This window comes from Roseateles sp. (genome assembly GCF_031397715.1).
Classification (GTDB): domain Bacteria; phylum Pseudomonadota; class Gammaproteobacteria; order Burkholderiales; family Burkholderiaceae_C; genus Paucibacter_A.
Window position 1 is genome coordinate 1 of sequence record NZ_JANNMI010000489.1, and the last position, 17,843, is coordinate 17,843.

The 17,843-nt window shown below is 64.1% G+C and carries 20 protein-coding genes and 1 pseudogene; 10 read left to right on the top strand and 11 right to left on the bottom strand.

All coding sequences use genetic code 11. The features are described from left to right. Nucleotides 1-149 precede the first annotated feature (149 nt). Both RMO57_RS21730 and RMO57_RS21735 read left to right on the top strand, forming a co-directional pair. Nucleotides 150-401: a type II toxin-antitoxin system prevent-host-death family antitoxin gene (locus tag RMO57_RS21730; RefSeq protein ID WP_310390246.1), complete on the top strand. Its 252-nt coding sequence runs from the start codon at nt 150-152 to the stop codon at nt 399-401. Then, nucleotides 398-652 (top strand): Txe/YoeB family addiction module toxin, encoded by a 255-nt coding sequence (locus RMO57_RS21735; RefSeq protein WP_310390248.1) that lies wholly within the window; start codon nt 398-400, stop codon nt 650-652. The genes RMO57_RS21730 and RMO57_RS21735 overlap by 4 nt, the downstream gene beginning before the upstream one ends. 350 nt (nt 653-1,002) lie before the next feature. On the opposite strand, the gene wecB is transcribed toward RMO57_RS21735, so the two are convergent. Beyond that, nucleotides 1,003-2,109, bottom strand: coding sequence for a non-hydrolyzing UDP-N-acetylglucosamine 2-epimerase (wecB, locus tag RMO57_RS21740; protein WP_310390250.1), 1,107 nt, complete (start codon nt 2,107-2,109; stop codon nt 1,003-1,005). A 214-nt stretch (nt 2,110-2,323) separates the two neighbouring features. On the opposite strand from wecB, the gene RMO57_RS21745 reads away from it, so the two are divergent. From RMO57_RS21745 to RMO57_RS21755, 3 genes are all read left to right on the top strand, one after another. Next, entirely contained in the window at nt 2,324-2,575 is a 252-nt protein-coding gene (locus RMO57_RS21745) for a type II toxin-antitoxin system prevent-host-death family antitoxin (protein ID WP_310390252.1), read from the top strand. Further along, entirely contained in the window at nt 2,572-2,958 is a 387-nt protein-coding gene (locus tag RMO57_RS21750; RefSeq protein ID WP_310390254.1) for a type II toxin-antitoxin system VapC family toxin, read from the top strand. The genes RMO57_RS21745 and RMO57_RS21750 overlap by 4 nt, the downstream gene beginning before the upstream one ends. A 145-nt stretch (nt 2,959-3,103) precedes the next feature. Next, complete coding sequence (locus RMO57_RS21755) at nt 3,104-4,111, top strand: NAD-dependent epimerase (protein ID WP_310390256.1); 1,008 nt, start codon at nt 3,104-3,106, stop codon at nt 4,109-4,111. A 57-nt stretch (nt 4,112-4,168) separates the two neighbouring features. Here the strand turns inward: RMO57_RS21755 and RMO57_RS21760 are convergent, their stop codons facing one another. Further along, nucleotides 4,169-5,137, bottom strand: coding sequence for an MBL fold metallo-hydrolase (locus tag RMO57_RS21760; protein WP_310390257.1), 969 nt, complete (start codon nt 5,135-5,137; stop codon nt 4,169-4,171). Between the two features lie 47 nt (nt 5,138-5,184). On the opposite strand from RMO57_RS21760, the gene def reads away from it, so the two are divergent. Both def and RMO57_RS21770 read left to right on the top strand, forming a co-directional pair. Next, the gene (def, locus tag RMO57_RS21765; protein ID WP_310390259.1) at nt 5,185-5,721 is read left to right on the top strand and encodes a peptide deformylase; all 537 of its coding nucleotides are present in this window, start codon (nt 5,185-5,187) and stop codon (nt 5,719-5,721) included. A 68-nt stretch (nt 5,722-5,789) separates the two neighbouring features. Beyond that, nucleotides 5,790-7,682: a DUF6600 domain-containing protein gene (locus tag RMO57_RS21770; protein WP_310390261.1), complete on the top strand. Its 1,893-nt coding sequence runs from the start codon at nt 5,790-5,792 to the stop codon at nt 7,680-7,682. A gap of 13 nt (nt 7,683-7,695) precedes the next feature. Here the strand turns inward: RMO57_RS21770 and RMO57_RS21775 are convergent, their stop codons facing one another. Then, nucleotides 7,696-8,346, bottom strand: a complete 651-nt coding sequence (locus tag RMO57_RS21775; protein ID WP_310390263.1) for an arylesterase — start codon at nt 8,344-8,346, stop codon at nt 7,696-7,698. Between the two features lie 20 nt (nt 8,347-8,366). Here RMO57_RS21775 and RMO57_RS21780 point away from each other — a divergent pair, with 20 nt between their 5' ends. Continuing rightward, on the top strand, nt 8,367-9,035 hold the full coding sequence (locus RMO57_RS21780) for an ABC transporter ATP-binding protein (RefSeq protein WP_310390265.1): 669 nt from the start codon (nt 8,367-8,369) through the stop codon (nt 9,033-9,035). Here RMO57_RS21780 and RMO57_RS21785 read toward each other — a convergent pair. From RMO57_RS21785 to RMO57_RS21815, 7 genes are all read right to left on the bottom strand, one after another. Beyond that, nucleotides 9,032-9,586, bottom strand: a complete 555-nt coding sequence (locus RMO57_RS21785) for a DUF2062 domain-containing protein (RefSeq protein WP_310390267.1) — start codon at nt 9,584-9,586, stop codon at nt 9,032-9,034. The genes RMO57_RS21780 and RMO57_RS21785 overlap by 4 nt on opposite strands. Before the next feature lie 76 nt (nt 9,587-9,662). After that, nucleotides 9,663-10,484, bottom strand: coding sequence for a peptidylprolyl isomerase (locus RMO57_RS21790; RefSeq protein ID WP_310390269.1), 822 nt, complete (start codon nt 10,482-10,484; stop codon nt 9,663-9,665). Between the two features lie 77 nt (nt 10,485-10,561). Then, nucleotides 10,562-10,837, bottom strand: coding sequence for a BolA family protein (locus tag RMO57_RS21795; protein ID WP_310390271.1), 276 nt, complete (start codon nt 10,835-10,837; stop codon nt 10,562-10,564). Next, a complete protein-coding gene (locus RMO57_RS21800; protein ID WP_310390273.1) occupies nt 10,834-11,484 on the bottom strand; it encodes a septation protein A in 651 nt (216 codons plus the stop codon). The genes RMO57_RS21795 and RMO57_RS21800 overlap by 4 nt, the downstream gene beginning before the upstream one ends. Nucleotides 11,485-11,515: 31 nt before the next feature. After that, a complete protein-coding gene (gene msrB, locus RMO57_RS21805) occupies nt 11,516-11,938 on the bottom strand; it encodes a peptide-methionine (R)-S-oxide reductase MsrB (RefSeq protein ID WP_310390275.1) in 423 nt (140 codons plus the stop codon). Then, nucleotides 11,935-13,431 carry a protein adenylyltransferase SelO gene (locus RMO57_RS21810; protein WP_310390277.1) on the bottom strand — a complete coding sequence of 499 codons (1,497 nt, stop codon included), beginning with the start codon at nt 13,429-13,431 and terminating at the stop codon, nt 11,935-11,937. The genes msrB and RMO57_RS21810 overlap by 4 nt, the downstream gene beginning before the upstream one ends. A gap of 39 nt (nt 13,432-13,470) precedes the next feature. Further along, a complete protein-coding gene (locus RMO57_RS21815) occupies nt 13,471-13,587 on the bottom strand; it encodes a LuxR C-terminal-related transcriptional regulator (protein ID WP_310390279.1) in 117 nt (38 codons plus the stop codon). Between the two features lie 26 nt (nt 13,588-13,613). Here RMO57_RS21815 and RMO57_RS21820 point away from each other — a divergent pair. Then, nucleotides 13,614-14,891: pseudogene (locus RMO57_RS21820) on the top strand (TonB-dependent receptor); the annotation flags it as partial. Between the two features lie 22 nt (nt 14,892-14,913). Here the strand turns inward: RMO57_RS21820 and RMO57_RS21825 are convergent. Next, nucleotides 14,914-15,954 carry a PAS domain-containing sensor histidine kinase gene (locus RMO57_RS21825; protein WP_310390281.1) on the bottom strand — a complete coding sequence of 347 codons (1,041 nt, stop codon included), beginning with the start codon at nt 15,952-15,954 and terminating at the stop codon, nt 14,914-14,916. Between the two features lie 141 nt (nt 15,955-16,095). Here RMO57_RS21825 and RMO57_RS21830 point away from each other — a divergent pair, with 141 nt between their 5' ends. Beyond that, nucleotides 16,096-17,760 (top strand): carboxylesterase/lipase family protein, encoded by a 1,665-nt coding sequence (locus RMO57_RS21830; protein ID WP_310390283.1) that lies wholly within the window; start codon nt 16,096-16,098, stop codon nt 17,758-17,760. Nucleotides 17,761-17,843: the final 83 nt, after the last annotated feature.

A 17,843-nucleotide genomic window follows, 5' to 3' on the forward strand; every position in this document is an offset into this window, starting at 1 on the left:
TCATCCCTTGCATCGTCGTCCTGCTGGCTCGATTCATTTTTTTTGGCCTGGATGGAGGGGATGCATAGGATGAGGACTAACTCGCCGCGCGCGATAGACAAGGCATCACTGAATTTGTACAATAAAACGTACAAATAAGGAGCTCCGAAATGGATGCCATTACCTACTCAACAGCGCGCGCCAACCTGGCCAGCACCATGGACCGGGTTTGCAATGATCATGAAGCGCTCATCATCACGAGGAACGGCGACCAGTCTGTGGTGATGCTTTCATTGGAGGACTTTCAAGCCCTGCAAGAGACGGCATACCTATTGCGCAACCCAACGAATGCCAAACGCTTGATGTCGGCGGTGGCCCAGTTGGGCGCAGGCAAGGGCGTTGAGCGAGAACTTAGCCAGTGAATTTGATCTTTGCCGATGAAGCCTGGGAAGACTATCTCTATTGGCAAAGGCAAGATCGAAAAATGGTCGAGCGCATTCACAAGTTGATTCAAGAAATACGGCGTGACCCATTTAGTGGTGTCGGTAAGCCCGAGCCGCTAAAACATGCGCTCGCGGGATTTTGGTCGCGCCGCATCACGGATGAACATCGCGTGGTCTACAAGGTCGAAGGCGATGCGCTGCTGATTGCGCAGCTCCGCTATCACTATTGAGTTGAGGTGCCCAAACCGGCATTGAATGGGGCCGCCATTAATTGGGGTCAGGCATTAATTGGGGTCAGGTTCATTTAATTTGCGGCCAAGAACTGCTGGCGCTTGCTTGCTTGGTCGCCCGGCCTTGAAGTCACAGTCTTCTGTCTTCATTGATCCTGTTTATCCCCTGCATCCCGGCAAAAAATACATTGAGCCAGGATGAAGGGGATGGAAGGGGATGGCAGTCACTGGTGCCCAGCGACGCGTATGTCGACCCGTTGGCTATGCGGGCCGCTCACCTGAAATCATCTCGAATGAAGCCAGGCTTTACGTGGCGAGGTTCAAGAAGTGAACCAGGTCAGGTTTCGACCTCAAGCGCCCAGCTTCTCCGCCAAGATCGCCACAATCCGCTCGGCCGACTTGCCGTCCCACAGCGCCGGGCGGCGGCCTTTTTTGCCGCCGTTTTTGATCGTGTCCAGCGCCAGCGGGATGATGACGGCCGGGTCGGTGCCGGCCAGCACATTGCTGCCTTCATCGACGGTGATCGGCCGCTCGGTGTTCTCGCGCATGGTGATGCAGGCGACACCCAGCGCGGTCGTTTCTTCCTGCAGGCCGCCGCTGTCGGTCAACACGACGACGGCGTCTTTCCACAGGTGCAAGAAGGACATGTACGCCTGCGGGCCCATCAGGGTGACATTGGCACCCAGATCGACGCCGAACTTCTCGATATTGGCGCGGGTGCGCGGGTGCACCGGGAAGACCAGCGGCAACTCGGGTGAGACGGCGCGCAGCACGCTGGCGATGCGCTCCAAGGCTTCTGCACTGTCGACATTGCTGGGGCGGTGCAGGGTGACAACGCCGTAGCGGGCGTGCTGGCGCTTGAAGGCGTCGGTCTCGAAGCCGGCCGTGTCGGTGGTTTGCAGCTTGTGGGCTTGGAACAGCACGTTGTCAGCCATCACATGGCCGACGTCATAGACCACGCTCATGTCGTGGCCTTCGCGTTTGAGGTGTTCGGTGGCGCTGGGCTCGGTGACGAAGAACCAGTCGGTGATGGCGTCGGTGACCAGGCGGTTGATTTCCTCGGGCATGCTCATGTCGCCGCTGCGCAGGCCGGCCTCCACGTGCGCCACGGGCACGCCGGCCTTTTTGGCGACGATGGAGCAGGCGGCGGTGGAGTTGACGTCGCCTACCACCAGGCAGGCGGCGGGTTTGTCAGTGGCGATCAAGGCCTCGTAGGCGACCATGATCTTGCCGGTTTGCTCGGCATGGGTGCCGCCGCCGCAGCCCAGGCGCACGTCGGGGGCGGGGATGCCGAGTTCTTCAAAAAACACCTCATTCATGTCGCGGTCGTAGTGCTGACCGGTGTGGATGATCTTCCAGGCCAAGCGGCCGTCGGCCTGCAGCGCCCGCACGATCGGTGCGATTTTCATGAAATTGGGGCGCGCGCCGGCGATCAGGTGAATGCAAGGCTTGGTCATGGGTGGGTTCTCGCGGATGGTTACTGCTTGGGTGGCGCATTTTAGGGGGCGATTAAGTCGCTTCTTTGCTTGGGTGCTTCGCAGCCGCCGGCTCTCCTGCCGCCCACGCTCCTAGTCCAGTACCCAAGCAATGGCAAGGCTTCTGATGCGCGTCACGGCGGTTGAGCGCGCTCGGCTGTTAAACTAACCGGACTTAGTTCATCTCGGAGCGACCATGCAAACCGTCAATATTCATGAAGCGAAAACGCAGTTGTCCAAGCTGATTGAGCAGGCGGTGCAAGGCGAGCCTTTCATCATCGCCAAGGCCGGCAAACCGCTGGTGAAAGTGGTGGCTTTGGCTTCGCTTGAGCGTAGCCCGCCAAAACGCTTGGGTTTTCTGGCCGGACAAATCGAGGTGCCGGCCGACTTTGACAGCTTGGGTGCTGCTGAGATCGAGCAGTTGTTTGGCGGAGGTAATCTGCCGTGAAGCTCTTGTTGGATACCCATGTGTTGCTGTGGGCGGCAGGCCAACCAGAGCGCTTGCCCGAATTGGCGCGTTCGCTGCTGGAGGCTCCAGAGAATGAGTTGTTTTTCAGCGCGGCAAGCCTGTGGGAAATCGCGATCAAACGCGGATTGGGGCGCAGCGACTTTCGGGTCGACGCGCGTGTGCTGCGCCGGGGTTTGGCGGATGCGGGCTATAGCGAGTTGCCCATCAGCAGCGAACACGCGGTGGCTATCGACAGCTTGCCGCCGATTCACAAGGATCCCTTCGACCGAATGCTGGTGGCTCAAGCGACTGTTGAGGGCATCACCTTGCTGACGGCGGATGCCAGCGTCAGCCAGTATCCGGGGCCGATTTGCCGGATTTGAGCGCTGCTGCCGAGTAGGCCACAAGCGTGAACAATGCCGCTCCGGCTGGTGTACATGCCGGCGCGCTGGCCCGCTTGAGCGAGAATGCCGGGCGCTTTGGGTTTCATGCCCATAAACCTCAGGAAACACCCAGGAGAATGCATCCGTGAAAGTACTCGTCACCGGCGCGGCCGGCTTTATCGGCATGCATGTCAGCCAACTGCTGTTGGCGCGCGGCGACCAAGTGGTCGGCCTGGACAACCTGAATGACTATTACGACCCCCAGCTCAAGCTCGACCGCTTGGCGCGCCTGACGCCGCTGAAGGGTTTCAGCTTCGTCAAGATGGACGTGGCCGACAAGGACGGCATCGCGGCGCTGTTCGCGACCGAGAAGTTTGACCGCGTGGTGCATCTGGCCGCACAGGCCGGCGTGCGCTATTCGATCGAGAACCCGCACGCTTACATCGAAAGCAATATCGTCGGCTTCACCAATATCCTGGAAGGCTGCCGGCACAACCAGGTCGCGCATCTGGCCTATGCCTCAAGCTCCAGCGTTTATGGCGGCAACACGCTGATGCCGTTCTCCGAGCATCACAGCGTCGATCACCCGGTCAGCCTGTACGCGGCGACCAAGAAGGCCAATGAGCTGATGGCGCATACCTACAGCCATCTGTTCCGCCTGCCGACCACGGGCTTGCGCTTCTTCACCGTCTATGGGCCTTGGGGCCGGCCGGACATGGCGCTGTTCTTGTTCACCAAGGCCATCATCGAAGGCAAGCCCATCAACGTCTTCAACCACGGTCAGATGGTGCGCGACTTCACCTATGTGGACGATATCGCCGAAGGCGTGGTGCGCGTGCTGGACCGGGTGGCCACGCCGCAGGCGGGCTATGACGCCATGAAGAGCGACCCGGCGCATTCGAACGCGCCCTACCGCATCTTCAATATCGGCAACCATGCGCCGATCCAGCTGATGGAATTCATTGAGGCGATTGAAAAGGCGGTCGGCAAGGAGGCACAGAAGAACTTCATGCCGCTGCAGGACGGCGATGTGCCGGCCACGCACGCCGATGTGGAAGAACTCGCCGCCTGGACCGACTTCCGCCCGGCCATGCCGGTACCCGACGGGGTGGCGAAGTTTGTGGCTTGGTACCGCGGCTACTACAAGGCTTGAAGCCTCAGGCATTGGCTTCCATCCCTTTCATCCCCTGCATTCTGGCTGAATGAAGTTTTAGGCCGGTTGGGTCTTGTCCAGCCACACCGCCAGCCCCTGCGCATTCAGCTCGATGTCCATGCCCAGCAGCGCGGCTTGCTGTTCTGGCACCAATTGGCAGCCATGCGCCTGCAGGCGGCGCAAATACTGCTCCCGCAAGCCGGCCTTCAGTTGCTGATGCCGGTCCGGCGCGTCGCGCAGTCGGAGCGCCAACGCTTCCATCTCGTCCACCTGCGCTAGCAGCAGTTCGGCCAGACGCGGCAAATCGTGATTGACAAAGCCGATGCGGCTGTAATGCGTCAGATACATGGCCTGCGGCTCGAACCTCATCAGCCGCTGTACCGAAGCGCGCAGCGCTTGCGGGTCGAATTGCACCGGCGTGCTGGTGGGCATCAGCCACTCGCCGCCAGCGGCCGTGTCGAACTCCCGGTAGCTCAGCCCGAAGGTGTCGCCGGTGAACCAGCCCCGGCTGCGCGCGTCCCAGATGCAATGGTGGTGGCGGGCATGGCCGGGGGTGTCGATCAGCAAAAGAGGTCGGCCGCCCACCGCTATCGTTTGCTCGTCAAAGCTGGCCTGCACCCGCTCGGCCGGCACCGGCTGCAGTTGGCCGTAAGAGCGCTGCATTTCCTCTGGGCCGTAGACCGCCAGCGCGCCCTTGAACAAGGCGCTCGGGTCGACCATATGGCGCAGGCCGCGCGGGTGCACCAGCACCATCGCCTGCGGCAGCGACTGCATCAGCAGGCCGACGCCGCCGGCATGGTCCAGATGCACGTGCGTTGGGATTACCCAATCGACCGCCGCAGGCGTCAAACCTACAAGCTCCAGCGCCGCCAGCAGGCGCGGCACCGCATGGTTGGTGCCGGTGTCGATGAAGGCGGCGCGGCCGTTCTCGACCAGCAGATAGGCGGCGTCGAAGCGCGGGCGTTGAAAGCCGGTGTCGATGGCATAAATGCCGTGGCCGAGCGGTTCGATGAAATCAGCGTGCACAAGCGTCTCCTTAGAATGTGCCCACGATAACGCAGGGGACGAACGCAATGGCCGTGCATGAGATTTTGAAGATGGGTGACCCGCGCTTGCTGCGCGTGGCCAAGCCGGTGACCGAGTTCGGCACGCCTGAACTGAAGGCGTTGATCGCCGATATGTTCGAGACCATGAAGGCCGCCAATGGCGCCGGCCTTGCCGCGCCGCAGATCGGCGTCGATCTGCAACTGGTGATCTTTGGTTTTCAAAGTAACGAGCGCTACCCGGACGCGCCGCCGGTGCCGCCCACCGTCTTGATCAACCCGGTTATCACGCCGCTGTCGAGCGAAATGGTGGAGGGTTATGAGGGCTGCCTGTCGGTGCCCGGCCTGCGCGGTGTGGTCGAGCGGTTTGAGCGCTTGCGCTACAGCGGCTTTGACGCCGACGGGCAGCCGATCGAGCGCGAGGCCGAGGGCTTTCACGCGCGCGTTGTTCAGCATGAGTGCGATCACTTGATCGGCGTGCTTTACCCGTCACGGATCAAGGATTTCAGCCGCTTTGGTTTCACCTCGGTGCTGTTCCCCGACATGGACCCGAACGCCGACGATTGAAATAGTTTGTAAAGGCGGTCGGCTGAGAGGGTGCTTCGAGCGTTGAGCCTCGGTAACAGGAGCACCCCATGCTTGCCGCCGCATTGAAACGATTTGTCATCCCTGCGCTGATACTGGTCGGCCTGGCCGCCCAGGCTGCCGACAGTGACCCGCCGGCGCGTGCCGGCCGCATCTCCGAGGTGATCGGCGATGCTTGGCTGTTTGACGCCGACAGCAAGGACTGGGTCCGCGTGACGCGCAACCAGACCATTGCCGAGGGCGACCGCCTGCGCACCGATGAACGCGCCCGCGTCAGTCTCAGTGTCGGCTCGACCAGCTTGTGGTTGGATGAGCGCAGCGACTTGGAATTCAGCCAACTCGACGAGGGCCGCGTCTTGCTGCTGCTGGCCAACGGTGATTTGGGCCTGCGCCTGCGCTCGCAAGAGGCCGTCAGCGAATACAAGGTGCAGACCCGTGAGGGCCGCTTCTACGCCGAGCAGCAGGGGCTGTTCCGGGTCGAGCAACTGGATCGTGGCAGCCGCGCCTACAACTTCGAGGGCCGCGTGCGCTTTGAGTTCGAACGCGGCGAGGCCAAGCAGCCGGTCTGGCTGCAAGACGGCGAGCAGGGCGAGTTCTGGTGGGCCGGCGGCCCGCGCACCGAGCGTCAGCGGCTGAACAACGACGGTTTTGGCGAGTGGCTGCTGGCGCAAAGCCGGGCCGAAGGCGACCGCTTTGCGTCCGGCGTCAGCCAGCGCTATGTGTCACCCGAGATGACAGGCGCCGATGAGCTGGACCGCCATGGCCGCTGGGAGTCATCAAGCGACTACGGCAATATCTGGATCCCGACCACGGTGGCGGTGGACTGGGCGCCGTACCGCTATGGCCGCTGGGCTTGGTCTGGCCATTGGGGTTGGACCTGGGTCGATGATGCGCCGTGGGGTTATGCGCCGTTCCACTATGGCCGCTGGGTTTCCTATGGCGGCCGTTGGGGCTGGGCGCCGGGCCGCTATGTGGCGCGGCCGGTCTACTCGCCGGCGCTGGTGGGTTGGGTCGGCGGTGGGGGTGGCTACGGCTACGGCAATCGCCCGCATTACGGCTGGTATCCGCTCGGGCCCCGTGAGGTCTATGTGCCGTCGTATCGGCACAGCCCCGCGCACAAGCACCGGATCAATATCGACCCCGATCCGGTCACGGTCAAGCGGCCGCACCGCAGCAACCGCGATGTGGCCGGTGCGGTCAGCTATCTGCCGGGCCAGGGCGCGGCGGTGCGGGCCTTGCCGGCGAACGAAGTCGGGCCGGTCCGGCCGCTGCCAAGCGCGCCGGCACGCAATGAGTTGGCGACGGTTTTGCCGGCCCGCGCAGCCGTCGACGCGCAAGTCAAACGCGCACCGCCCGATATGCCATGGCGCAGCGAGAACCTGGGGCGGCGCGAGCGTGACCGCGATCGGCAACAGCAGCAACAGCTGAGTGATACCAACGGCCCAGCGCCACTCAGTCGGCCGGCGCCGGAAGTTCGCAGCGAGGTGCAAGCGCCTCAGCAGGTGCAGCAGCAGCGGCGTGAGCGCCCCGAGCCGCAACGCAATGAGATGTTCCAGGCGCAGCAGCAACAAGCACAACAGCAGCAAGCACAACAGCAGCAAGCACAACAACAACAACAGCAGCAGCAGTCCCAGGTCCGCCAGGCCGCCGATCGCGCGATGGAGCAGATGCGCGAGCGCCAGGGGCCGGGCCGCCCACCGGGCTTCGAGCGTCAGGTTGATCGGCCCGTTGAGCGTCAAATCGAGCGTCAGCGTCCGGCGGAACCGCAAGTGCAGCAGCCGCAGGCCCAAGCGCCCGTCGTGCAAGCCGTCCGTCCTCAGGTCGAAGCGCCACGCCCGCAGCAGCCACAGCAGCGTCAGGACGACGCCGGCCCGCGCCGCAACCGCGCCGAGGATGGCCAAAAGGCTAACGGCGAGCGCCGCCGGGGCGAAGCTGAACGATGAAGCCGAGCGCTGATCAGAGCAGCGGCCGCAAATTCGGCCAGACCAGCTCCAGCATGACCGGGTGTGCCTTGGCCTGCGGGTGGATGCGGTCGGGCTGAAACCAGTCCAGCGCATCCGGCCGGTCCGCCACGCCCTTGAGCAAAAAGGGTACCAAGGCGACCTTCTCCGCCTTGGCCACGCGCTCGAACAAACCGGCGAATTCGCGCCCATAGCTGGCGCCGTAGTTCGGCGGCACCTGCATGCCCAGCAGCAACACGCGTGCACCGGCCGCTTTGGCTGCGCGTGTCATGGCCGTCAGGTTCTCATGGCTTGAGGCCAGCGGCAGGCCCCGCAGCGCGTCGTTGCCGCCCAACTCGATGATGACCACCTTGGGTTTGTGCTGCTGCAACAGCGCGCCCAAGCGTGCCCGCCCGCCGGCGGTGGTGTCGCCGCTGATGCTGGCGTTCAAGACTTGCTGCGGCAGCTGCTTCTCTTTGAGGCGCTGCTCCAGCAAGGCCACCCAGCCTTGGCCGCGCGCCAGCCCATATTCGGCCGAAAGGCTGTCGCCGACCACCAGCACCAGCGGCGCTGGTTTGGTGGCCGCGGCCTCGGCAAAGCCCGGTGCAGCCCAGGCCAAGCTCAAGGCGCTAAAGTACGCGCAGCAATCACGCCGTCTCGATGTCATCACTAGGGAATCTCCGATCAATGTCCGTCAATATTGTTGAAGTCGACCGGGTCAGCAAACGCGTGCAAGACGCCTCCGGCGAGCTGACCATTCTGCATGACATCTCGTTCACGCTGAGCACCCAGGAGTCGGTCGCCATCGTCGGCGCATCGGGTTCGGGCAAGAGCACCTTGCTGGCGATCCTGGCCGGGCTGGATACGCCCAGCAGCGGCACGGTGCGCTTGCGCGGCCAGGATTTGTTCGTGTTGAACGAGGATCAAAGAGCGGCGGTGCGCGGTGCCGAGCTGGGTTTTGTGTTCCAGAGCTTTCAGCTGCTGCCCAACCTGAATGCGCTGGAGAACGTGATGCTGCCGCTGGAGTTGCGCGGTGACCGCGATGCCCGGGCGATGGCGACGCATATGTTGGGCCGGGTCGGCCTGTCACAGCGGCTAAACCATTACCCGCGCGTGCTGTCGGGCGGCGAACAGCAGCGCGTGGCGCTGGCGCGGGCCTTTGTGATGCGGCCGGCCTTGCTGTTGGCCGATGAGCCCACCGGCAGCCTGGACTTCGCCACCGGCGCGGCCGTGATGGAGTTGATGTTCGAGCTCAACCGCGAGGCCGGCACGACCTTGGTGCTGGTGACGCATGACCCCGCGATTGCGCAGCGCTGCCAGCGTCAGCTGCGTATCGAGGCGGGTGCCTTGGTTTAGCGTCTACGGGCGCGCAGGCGTCGCCAGCGCTCGCCCTTGATGACGGCCCACCAGCCAAAATAGACGAGCAAATAGGCCATTGCGCCCAGCAGCAAACCGGCCAGCGGCAGGCCGATCAGCAGCGGCTTGCCCAGCGACTGCACGCCCGCCAAAAAGGACGGCCACCAACTTGCCGGCTGGCTCCAAGCTATGGCCAGCATCGCCGGCGTGGCGATCGGCCCATGCTCGCCCGACACCAGGCGGCCCAGCACCAGGGCCAAGCTCCAGATCGGCACCAGGGTGAAGGGGTTGGTCAGCCAAGTGGCAGCGATGGCGGCGGCGACATTGGCGCGGCAAAGCACGGCCAGCACGGCGGCAATGGGCATCTGCGTCGGCAAAGGGATCACGCCGGCCGCCAAGCCCACGGCCACGCCCAGCGCGACCCGCCGGCGGTGCGCCACCCACAGCCAGGGCCGAGGTGCCAGATAGTGGCCTAACCACTTCAGTCCCCGCGTCTGCGACAGCGTGTCGGGGTGAGGCAGGATGCGGCGAGCGAAACGGGAAGCGGGCACAAGCGTCCTTGCGTTGTTGAAAAAAAACCCGCGCCGCCGAGCTCGGCGTTGCGGGTTCTGGCTAACGAGCGCTGAATCAGTTCGGCGCTGCGCCTTGTGGGGCGTTGGCGAACTTGTAGTCGGTCTTGGCCTTGTTCTTCAGCTCTTGCTGATAGACGCCCAGCTTTTGCTGCTCCAAGCGTTTGACGATTTGCGGCTTGACGTCGTCGAAGGCCGGGAACTGCGCTTCGCGGCTGTCTTCCAACTTGATGATGTGAAAGCCAAACTGCGACTTGACCGGCGTTGGCGTCATCTCACCCTTTTGCAGCAGCGCCAAGGCCTCGGTGAATTCCTTCACATAGCTGTTGCCATTGGCCCAGTCCAGATCGCCACCATTGGCGGCCGAGCCGGGGTCCTTGGAGTTCTTGGTGGCCAATTCTTCGAACTTAGCACCGGCCTTGATCTGGGCGATCAAGGCCTTGGCCTCGTCTTCTTTCTCAACCAGGATGTGGCGCGCGCGATATTCCTTGCCGCTGTTCTGCGCCTTGAACTTGTCGTATTCGGCTTGCGCTTCGGCGTCCGAGACGGGGTTCTTCTTGGCGTAATCGGCAAACAGTTCGCGGATCAGGATGCTCTGACGGGCCAATTCCATCTGCGCCTTGTAGTCGGCGCTGGCGGGCACGCCGCGCTTTTCGGCTTCCTGGATGAAGATCTCGCGCAGCACGACTTCGTCCTTGACCTGCGTCTCCAGTTCGGGCGTGCGTTGCTGCTGGCCGGTCTTGGTGACTTGGGCGAGCAGCAGCTCGGCGCGGGCCTTGGGCACCGGCTTGCCATTGACGAGGGCGATGTTCTGAGCGCTGGCGGCCAGCGGCAACAGGGCAGCGGACAGGGCCACAGCGGCCAATAAATTTTTCTTCATGGGGCGGTGATCACTTAGGCTAAAAAAATTGCGCCGTGAGGGGCGCAGTCTTGGGTAAGTAAAACTGACAGCTTGATTCAAACCTCATCCGGCGCGCGAGCATCGATGGCCAGCGCATGGATGCCCTGCTGCATCAACTCTGCCAAGCAATGATATACGAGCCGATGGCGGGCCACCGACCCCAAGCCCTTGAAGCGGGCGCTGACGATGGTCAGGCTGTAGTGGCCGCCTTCCTTTGCGCCCGCGTGGCCGGCATGTTGATGACTATCGTCTTGCAGATTCAAGACGCTGGGCTCCAGGCCGGCGCGCAGGCGTGCCTGCATGTCCGCCAAGCTGGCTTTGGGTGTGCTCATGGTTTGTCGACTCCTTCTTTGTCTTCGGGCTTGGTTTCGGGCAGATGCCGGCTCAGGTAAATGGCTTGCGCCAGCGTGAACACAAGAATCAAACCGGTGGTGCCGAAGGCCTTGAAATTGGCCCAGGCCGAGGTGGAAAAGTTGTAGGCCACATAGATATTGAGCACCCCGAGGGCCGCAAAGAACAGCACCCAGGCGCGGTTCAGCGTCTTCCAGACAAAGTCGGGCAGTACCAACTCGGCGCCCAGCATCGCCTTGATCAGGTTCTTGCCCCAGAACGCCTGCGCGGCCCAGAACGCCACAGCCATCGCCCAGTACAGGCCGGTGGGCTTCCATTTGATGAAGGTCGCGTTGTGAAACCAGATCGTGGCACCGCCCAAGGTAACGACGAGCCCGAGGCTGATCCACAACATCAAATCGATCTTTTTGCCGCGCAGCTTCAGGATCAAAGCCTGCGTCAAGGTGGCCAGCATCACCACCACGGTGGCCAAGAGCACGGCCGCTTCGTCCGGGCCGACCTTGCCACCCGAGACCAGGAAACCAAAGTTGTCGGTCGCGAACTGGGCCGCCCAGTCTTTGTTGGCATCCGCATACTTGAAGCTGCCGAAGAACAGCAGCAGCGGCAAAAAATCGAGCAAAAGCTTCATGGGGAGCGCGGAACCGGTGAACTTGCCGCCATCACTTTGGCAGGGGCGTGAAGTCTAGCGCAGCCGAGTTGATGCAAAAACGCTCGCCGGTCGGCTCGGGGCCGTCGGGGAAAACATGACCGAGGTGCGAGCCACACTTGTTGCAACGCACTTCCACCCGCACCATGCCGTGGGCATGGTCGACCACCCGCTCGACCACTTCGGCATTGACCGGCGCAAAGTAGCTCGGCCAGCCGCAGCCGGCGTCGAACTTGGTGTCGGCCTCGAACAGCGGCGTGCCGCAGCCTACGCACAGGTACGCGCCGGCCTCGAAATGATCCCAGTACTTGCCGCTGAAGGCGCGCTCGGTGGCGGCGTGGCGGGCCACCGCGTACTGCTCCTGGTCGAGCTGGGCGCGCCACTCGGCGTCGGTTTTTTGCACTGGGTAGGATTCGTCGTCGATCGGCTTCGTCATGATGAGCAGCTCACTTCCAAGGTTTGGGCCCAGTCGGGCGGGAGGGCGGCGTCGGACGCCCGCTCTGGTTCGTCGTAGGGCTGCTGCAAGACTTTCAGCAGCCGCTCGGTTTCGCTGAAATCACCGGCCTGTGCGGCCCGGATCGCACCTTCGGCCAGATGGTTGCGCAGCACGACCGCCGGATTGACGGCGCGCATGCGCAGGCCGCGCCGCTCGTCGTCACTGCTCTCCAGGTTCAAACGGTCCCGGTAGCGCTGCAGCCATTGCGCCAGCGCTGTCTGGTCGATGAATAGATCGCGCAGCTTGGCCGGGTCGTCGGTGTGGGTGATTGAACTCAGGCGCCTGAAGCTGAGTGTGAAGTCGGCGCGGGCGGCGGCCATCAGCTTGAGCCAGTCGTCGATCAGAGCTTGGTCCTCAAGCTGCTCGGTCAGCAAGCCCAGCTTGGCGCGCATGCGCTGCATCAAGGCGGCCGGGAAGGCGGTTTTGTAGACGTCCAGCGCGGACAGCAAGGGCTGGCCCTCGCGGTCGGCGGCGTCCATCAGCGGCAACAGCGCCTGGGCCAGCGCGTGCAGATTCCAAAAGCCGATATTCGGCTGGCGGGCATAGGCATAACGGCCTTGATGATCGGAGTGGTTGCAGACATGGCCGGGATCAAAACCGTCCATGAAGCCGAACGGGCCGTAGTCCAGCGTCAGGCCCAGCATCGACATATTGTCGGTATTCATCACGCCGTGGCAAAAGCCGACCGCCTGCCAGTCGGCCATCAGCTCAGCGGTCTGGCGCACCACGCGTTCCAGCAGCGCAGCAAAAGGATTGGCAGCGGCCAGGCATTCGGGTGCGTGGTGGTGGATGAAAAAGTCGGCCAGCTGGCGCAGCTCGGCATGTTGGCCGGTGTGGGCGAAATGCTCAAAGTGCCCGAAGCGGATGAAGCTCGGTGCCACGCGGGTGACCACGGCTGCCGTCTCCAGCGTCTCGCGCCGCACCGACAGCGCCGAGGCGGTGATGGCCAAGGCCCGCGTGGTCGGGATGCCCAAACCGGCCATGGCCTCCGAGCAGAGGAACTCGCGGATCGACGAGCGCAGCACCGCTCGGCCGTCGCCCATGCGCGAGTAGGGCGTCGCACCCGCGCCCTTGAGCTGCAGCTCCATTGGGCCGGCTTGCGTCTCGATCTCACCCAGCAGCAACGCGCGGCCGTCGCCGAGTTGACCGGCCCAGGAGCCGAACTGATGGCCGCTGTAGACGGTGGCCAAGGTGCGCATGCCGGGCCAGACCGCATTGCCGCTGAGCACGTCAAGCGCCTGCCAGTCGTCGCGCTGCCACCAGTCTGCGGGCCAGCCGAGCTCGGCGGCCAAGGCCGCGCTGCGCGCGACCCAGACCGGATTGGCCATGCCTTGGGCGGGCAGCTCGGTGTGGAAAGCCGCGCCTAAAGCGGCGTAACGGTTCAACCAAGCGGTGGGCGGCGGCGCGCCCGTGGTCATTTCTGCGGGTGTCATTGGGGCAGTGTAGCCAGCGCCCCAAAACCCTATGGTCCCTCAGTCCAACAGGCCCTGGCGCACGGCGTACAGCACCAGCTCCGCGTTGCTGCTCAGGCCCAGCTTCTCCAGCAAATGGCCGCGATGGGTGCCGACGGTTTTGACGCTGATCAGCATTTCGACGCCGATACTTCACCCACAGCGACGGGCAGTCGCTGACCGCGACTTGGGAGTTCAACCCGCCCGGGCTCCTAGCCGCGCGGCGCGCCTCCGACTCCGCCTCGGGTATCGACTTTGACGGCCTGCCCAACCAGATTGCCGATGTGCTGGGGAGTTATGCCGACAGTTCGCGCAGCCATGAAATGCAGCTCGCTTACGAGGGGGCAACGCTGTCGGGCGTGCTGGGGCTGTACGCCTTTGACGGCGACGCCGGTGGTTTGGTGCGCAACAACTTCCTGAATTCAATCTTCGGCACCTCGGGCGGCACCGTCTACACCCGCGGGCGGGCGGCCTACACGGACTGGAGCTGGCGCCTGTCGTCCGACTGGGCGGTCGGTGCCGGCCTGCGTTTTACCGATGAGCGCAAGCGCGCGGTGGTCTTGAATCAGTCGTTCAAGGACGCCAGTTTCAGCACCGTGGTGGCGACCTCGGCCGATTTCGACAAGACGCTGGAGGTGCAGGACAGCTCGCCCAAGTTGTCGCTGGACTACCGCTGGAGCGACAGCACCAAGCTGTACGGCACGGCCTCGCGCGGCTTCAAGTCGGGCGGCTACAACATCCGCGCCAACACGCTGGCGGTGCCGGCCTCGGGCAACCCGTTCAAGGACGAAACGCTGGACTCCTTCGAGCTTGGCTCGAAGATGCTGCTGGACCAAGGCCGGCTGGAGCTGAATGCGGCGCTGTTCCACAACAAATACAAAAACGTGCAGCTGTCGGTGTTCACGTCCTACACCTTGCCGAACGGCACGCCGGGTTTTTTCGGCGACTTCACCAATGCCGGTCGTGCCCAAGTGCAAGGCGCCGAGCTCGAATTCGTCTGGCGGCCGCTGCGCGCCTGGACGCTGAGTGGCCATCTGGCCGCGCTGGACGCGGTCTACGACGAGTATCTGGACCGGGGCGTCAATGTGGCCGAGCAGAAAAAGTTCACCAATTCACCCAAGTTCCAGGGAGCCTTGAATATTGAGTACCGGCTGAGCTTGGCCTCGGCCGGCACGCTGCGCCTGCGCCTGAGTGCGAGTCACCGCAGCCGGGTCTATCCGACCACCGACCTGAGTGAAGCAATTGCCCAGGACGCCTTCACCCTGCTGAGCGCCGGCGCGATTCTGGATATCGATAAGCATTGGAGCCTGTCGCTGCAGGGCAGCAACCTGACCGACAAGGCCTACCGCACCGACGGCTACAACATCGCCAGCTTGAGCATTCTGAACGGCTATTACGGCCCGCCCCGTGTGGTCACGGTGGGCGCCAGCTACAAGTTTTGAAACTTTGATTTGACGGCCAGCTTCAGAGCAAGGGCAGGGTCAAGCTCAGGCGGCTGCCGACGCCGGCCTCGCTGTGGATCTCCAGCGCGCCGCCCAACTCGCGTGCGCGCTCGCTCATGCTCAGCAAGCCGAGCGCGCGCGGCCGCACCCGGCCGGGCTCAAAGCCGCAGCCGTCGTCGCTCAAAACCATCCGCAACTGGCCGGCCTCGGTCCACATTTTGAGTTCGACCCGGCGGGCGGCGGCATGGCGGGCAATATTGGTCAAGGCCTCTTGCACGATGCGATAGACGGCGGTGGCGCGGCGCGGCGAGAGCAGGGCGTCGTCAAACGTCAACGCGACGTGCTGGACGAGCTCGTAGCGTTGGCTGAACTCAGCCAGCGCCTGACGCAGCGCGGCGGCCAGGCCCAGATGATCGAGGACGCCGGGGCGCAACTCGTCCGACATCCGCCGCACCGTGTCAATGCAGTCCTGCGCCAGGCTCAGCAGCCCGGCGCTGATTTGCTGCAAGGCCGGGCTGTCGGCGCGGCGTTGGATGCGGGTCACGTCCATCTTCACCGAGCTCAGCATGCCGCCCAGCACATCATGCAGTTCGCGGGCGTAGCGGGCGCGTTGCTGTTCCAGCTGAGCCTGGCTGTAAGCGCTGAGGTCTTGCAGACTGGCGCGCGAGGCCTGCAGCGCCTGTTCATTGAGTAGCCGCTCGGTCACGTCCACCCCGATGCCGGCCACCGCCGGGCGGCCACGGTAGAGCATGCGCGAGCCGTGCACCTCGATCAGAACAGTGCGGCCGTCACGGTGCAGGCCGCGGGTGATGAAACGAATGCTGGGCGGGTCGCTGGCCAGCCGCAGGTGGTAAAGCCGCAGCACCTCGGGCAGGAAGTCGGCCGGCACAAAGTGGCGCAGATGCCGACCCAACATCTGCTCGGGGCTATATCCCACCAAGGCCGCCCAGGTGGCGTTAGCGTATTGAAAGCACTCGTCTTGCAAGACGTAGATGCCGGCCAAGGACTGCTCGACGATGGCTTGAAAGGGGAAGTCCGCGGAGGCGGGGGCAGCACTGGACATGGCGGCGATCATAGGGCTGCGCTGTGCTGGCTTGAGCCCGGCCCGGCTGCGGAGATGCCCTGAGGCCGGACCGGAATCTTCTGATGTTCGCTGCCGTCGGCGCGCCCTATGCTTGGGCGCATAACAAGAGGAGACATCGGTATGAAGACTTGGATAGCCCGTGCCTGCCTGGTCGGCGCATTGCTTGGCGGCGGCATCGACAAGGCGGCTGCGGCCCCGGCTACGGCGCCGGCCGCTGCTGCTGCTCCGGCGTCAACGCTGCTGCGCCAGACCGCCTATGGGCCGGTGCTCGGCGCCGAAGCGGGCGGCGCCTATGTCTGGCTGGGCCTGCCCTACGCAAGGCCGCCGCTAGGCGCGCTGCGTTGGCGTGCGCCCGAGCCACCCGAGCCCTGGGTGGCCCCGCGCGCGGCGCTTCGGTTCGGCCCCTCTTGCGCGCAGGCCGGACGTTACTACAGCCCGGCGCCGGATGAACAGCCGTTTGGCCTGGCGGTACGCGAGGGTTTTGGCAAGCCGGTCGGCAGCGAGGATTGCCTGAGTTTGAACATCTGGCGGCCGGCCAACGCGGCGACGCAGCTGCCGGTGCTGGTCTTCATTCATGGCGGCAGCAATATTTCCGGCTACAGCGCCGACCCCAGCTACGAGGGCCAAGCGCTGGCGCTGAAGGCGAACGCGGTGGTGGTGTCGATCAACTACCGGCTGGGGCTGTTCGGCTGGCTCAATTTGCCGGCGCTGAAGACCGGCTCGGCGCTGGATGATTCAGGCAACTTCGCCAATCTGGATCAGCTGGCGGCGCTGCGCTTTGTGCAAAACAACATTGAAGCCTTTGGCGGCGCTGCCGGCAACGTCACCCTGGTGGGGCAATCGGCCGGTGCCATCAACACCTGGGCCTTGCTGGTGTCGCCGCTGGCGACCGGTTTGTTCCACAAGGCCGCGCCCTTGAGCGGCGGCCTGCTGTTCAGCAGCACCGGCGCGGCACAGAGTTATGCCGAGCGCCTGCTGGCGGCGGCCCTACAGGCCGACGGGCTGGCGAGCGACGCGGCCACCGCCTCGGCCTATATCGGCGCTCACAGCAAGGCCGAGCTGAGCGCCTATCTGCGCGCCAAGCCGGCCGAGGCCTTGCTCAAGCTGGTGATCGCCAACCCGGCCTGGGGCAGCTTCCCCAATGTGATCAAGGACGGCCATGTCGTGCCCTTGGACCCGCTGGCGCAGATTCACGCCGGCCGCTACGCCCGGCTGCCGCTGCTGGTCGGCAACACCCGCGATGAGGGCAAGCTGTTCGGGCCCTACAAGCCGAGCGACTACCAGCGTTTCGGGCTGCAATACGGCTTCAACCCCGATGCGCTGCCCAGCTTGGTCGAGGCGGATTTGTTGGCCGCTGCGATGCTGCCGGTGGCGCAGGCGCAGACCGGCTGGAACGCCGTCAGCGCGCGCACCACCGACGGCCTGTTCACGCCGCTGGCCAATCAGGCACTCGCGGCGGTGGCTGGGCAACAAAGTGCGCTGTGGGTCTACCGGTTTGACTGGGATCGCCAGCCGCCGCCGTTCAATAGCGTCTATGGGGCGGCCCATGCGGTCGATCTGCCGTTTCTGTTCGGCAACTTTGGGCCGTCGATCTTCTCCTTCGGCCATAGCGCCGCGAATCGGCCCGGCCGGCTCGCCTTGGCCGAGCAGATGCAGCTCAGCCTGGCCGCGTTCGCGCGCAGCGGTGACCCCAATCACGCCGGCCTGGGCCAAACCTGGCCGGTCTGGCCCAAGCGCCTGATCTTCAATGCCAACGACCGCCACGCCTTGATCGGCGTGCAGTGAATACCCCTAGAGCTGTTGCCCAATCGGTGTAACTCAGGTGACTATGGCGCCCGGCAAGGCTGACTTAGACTATTTTCACAATG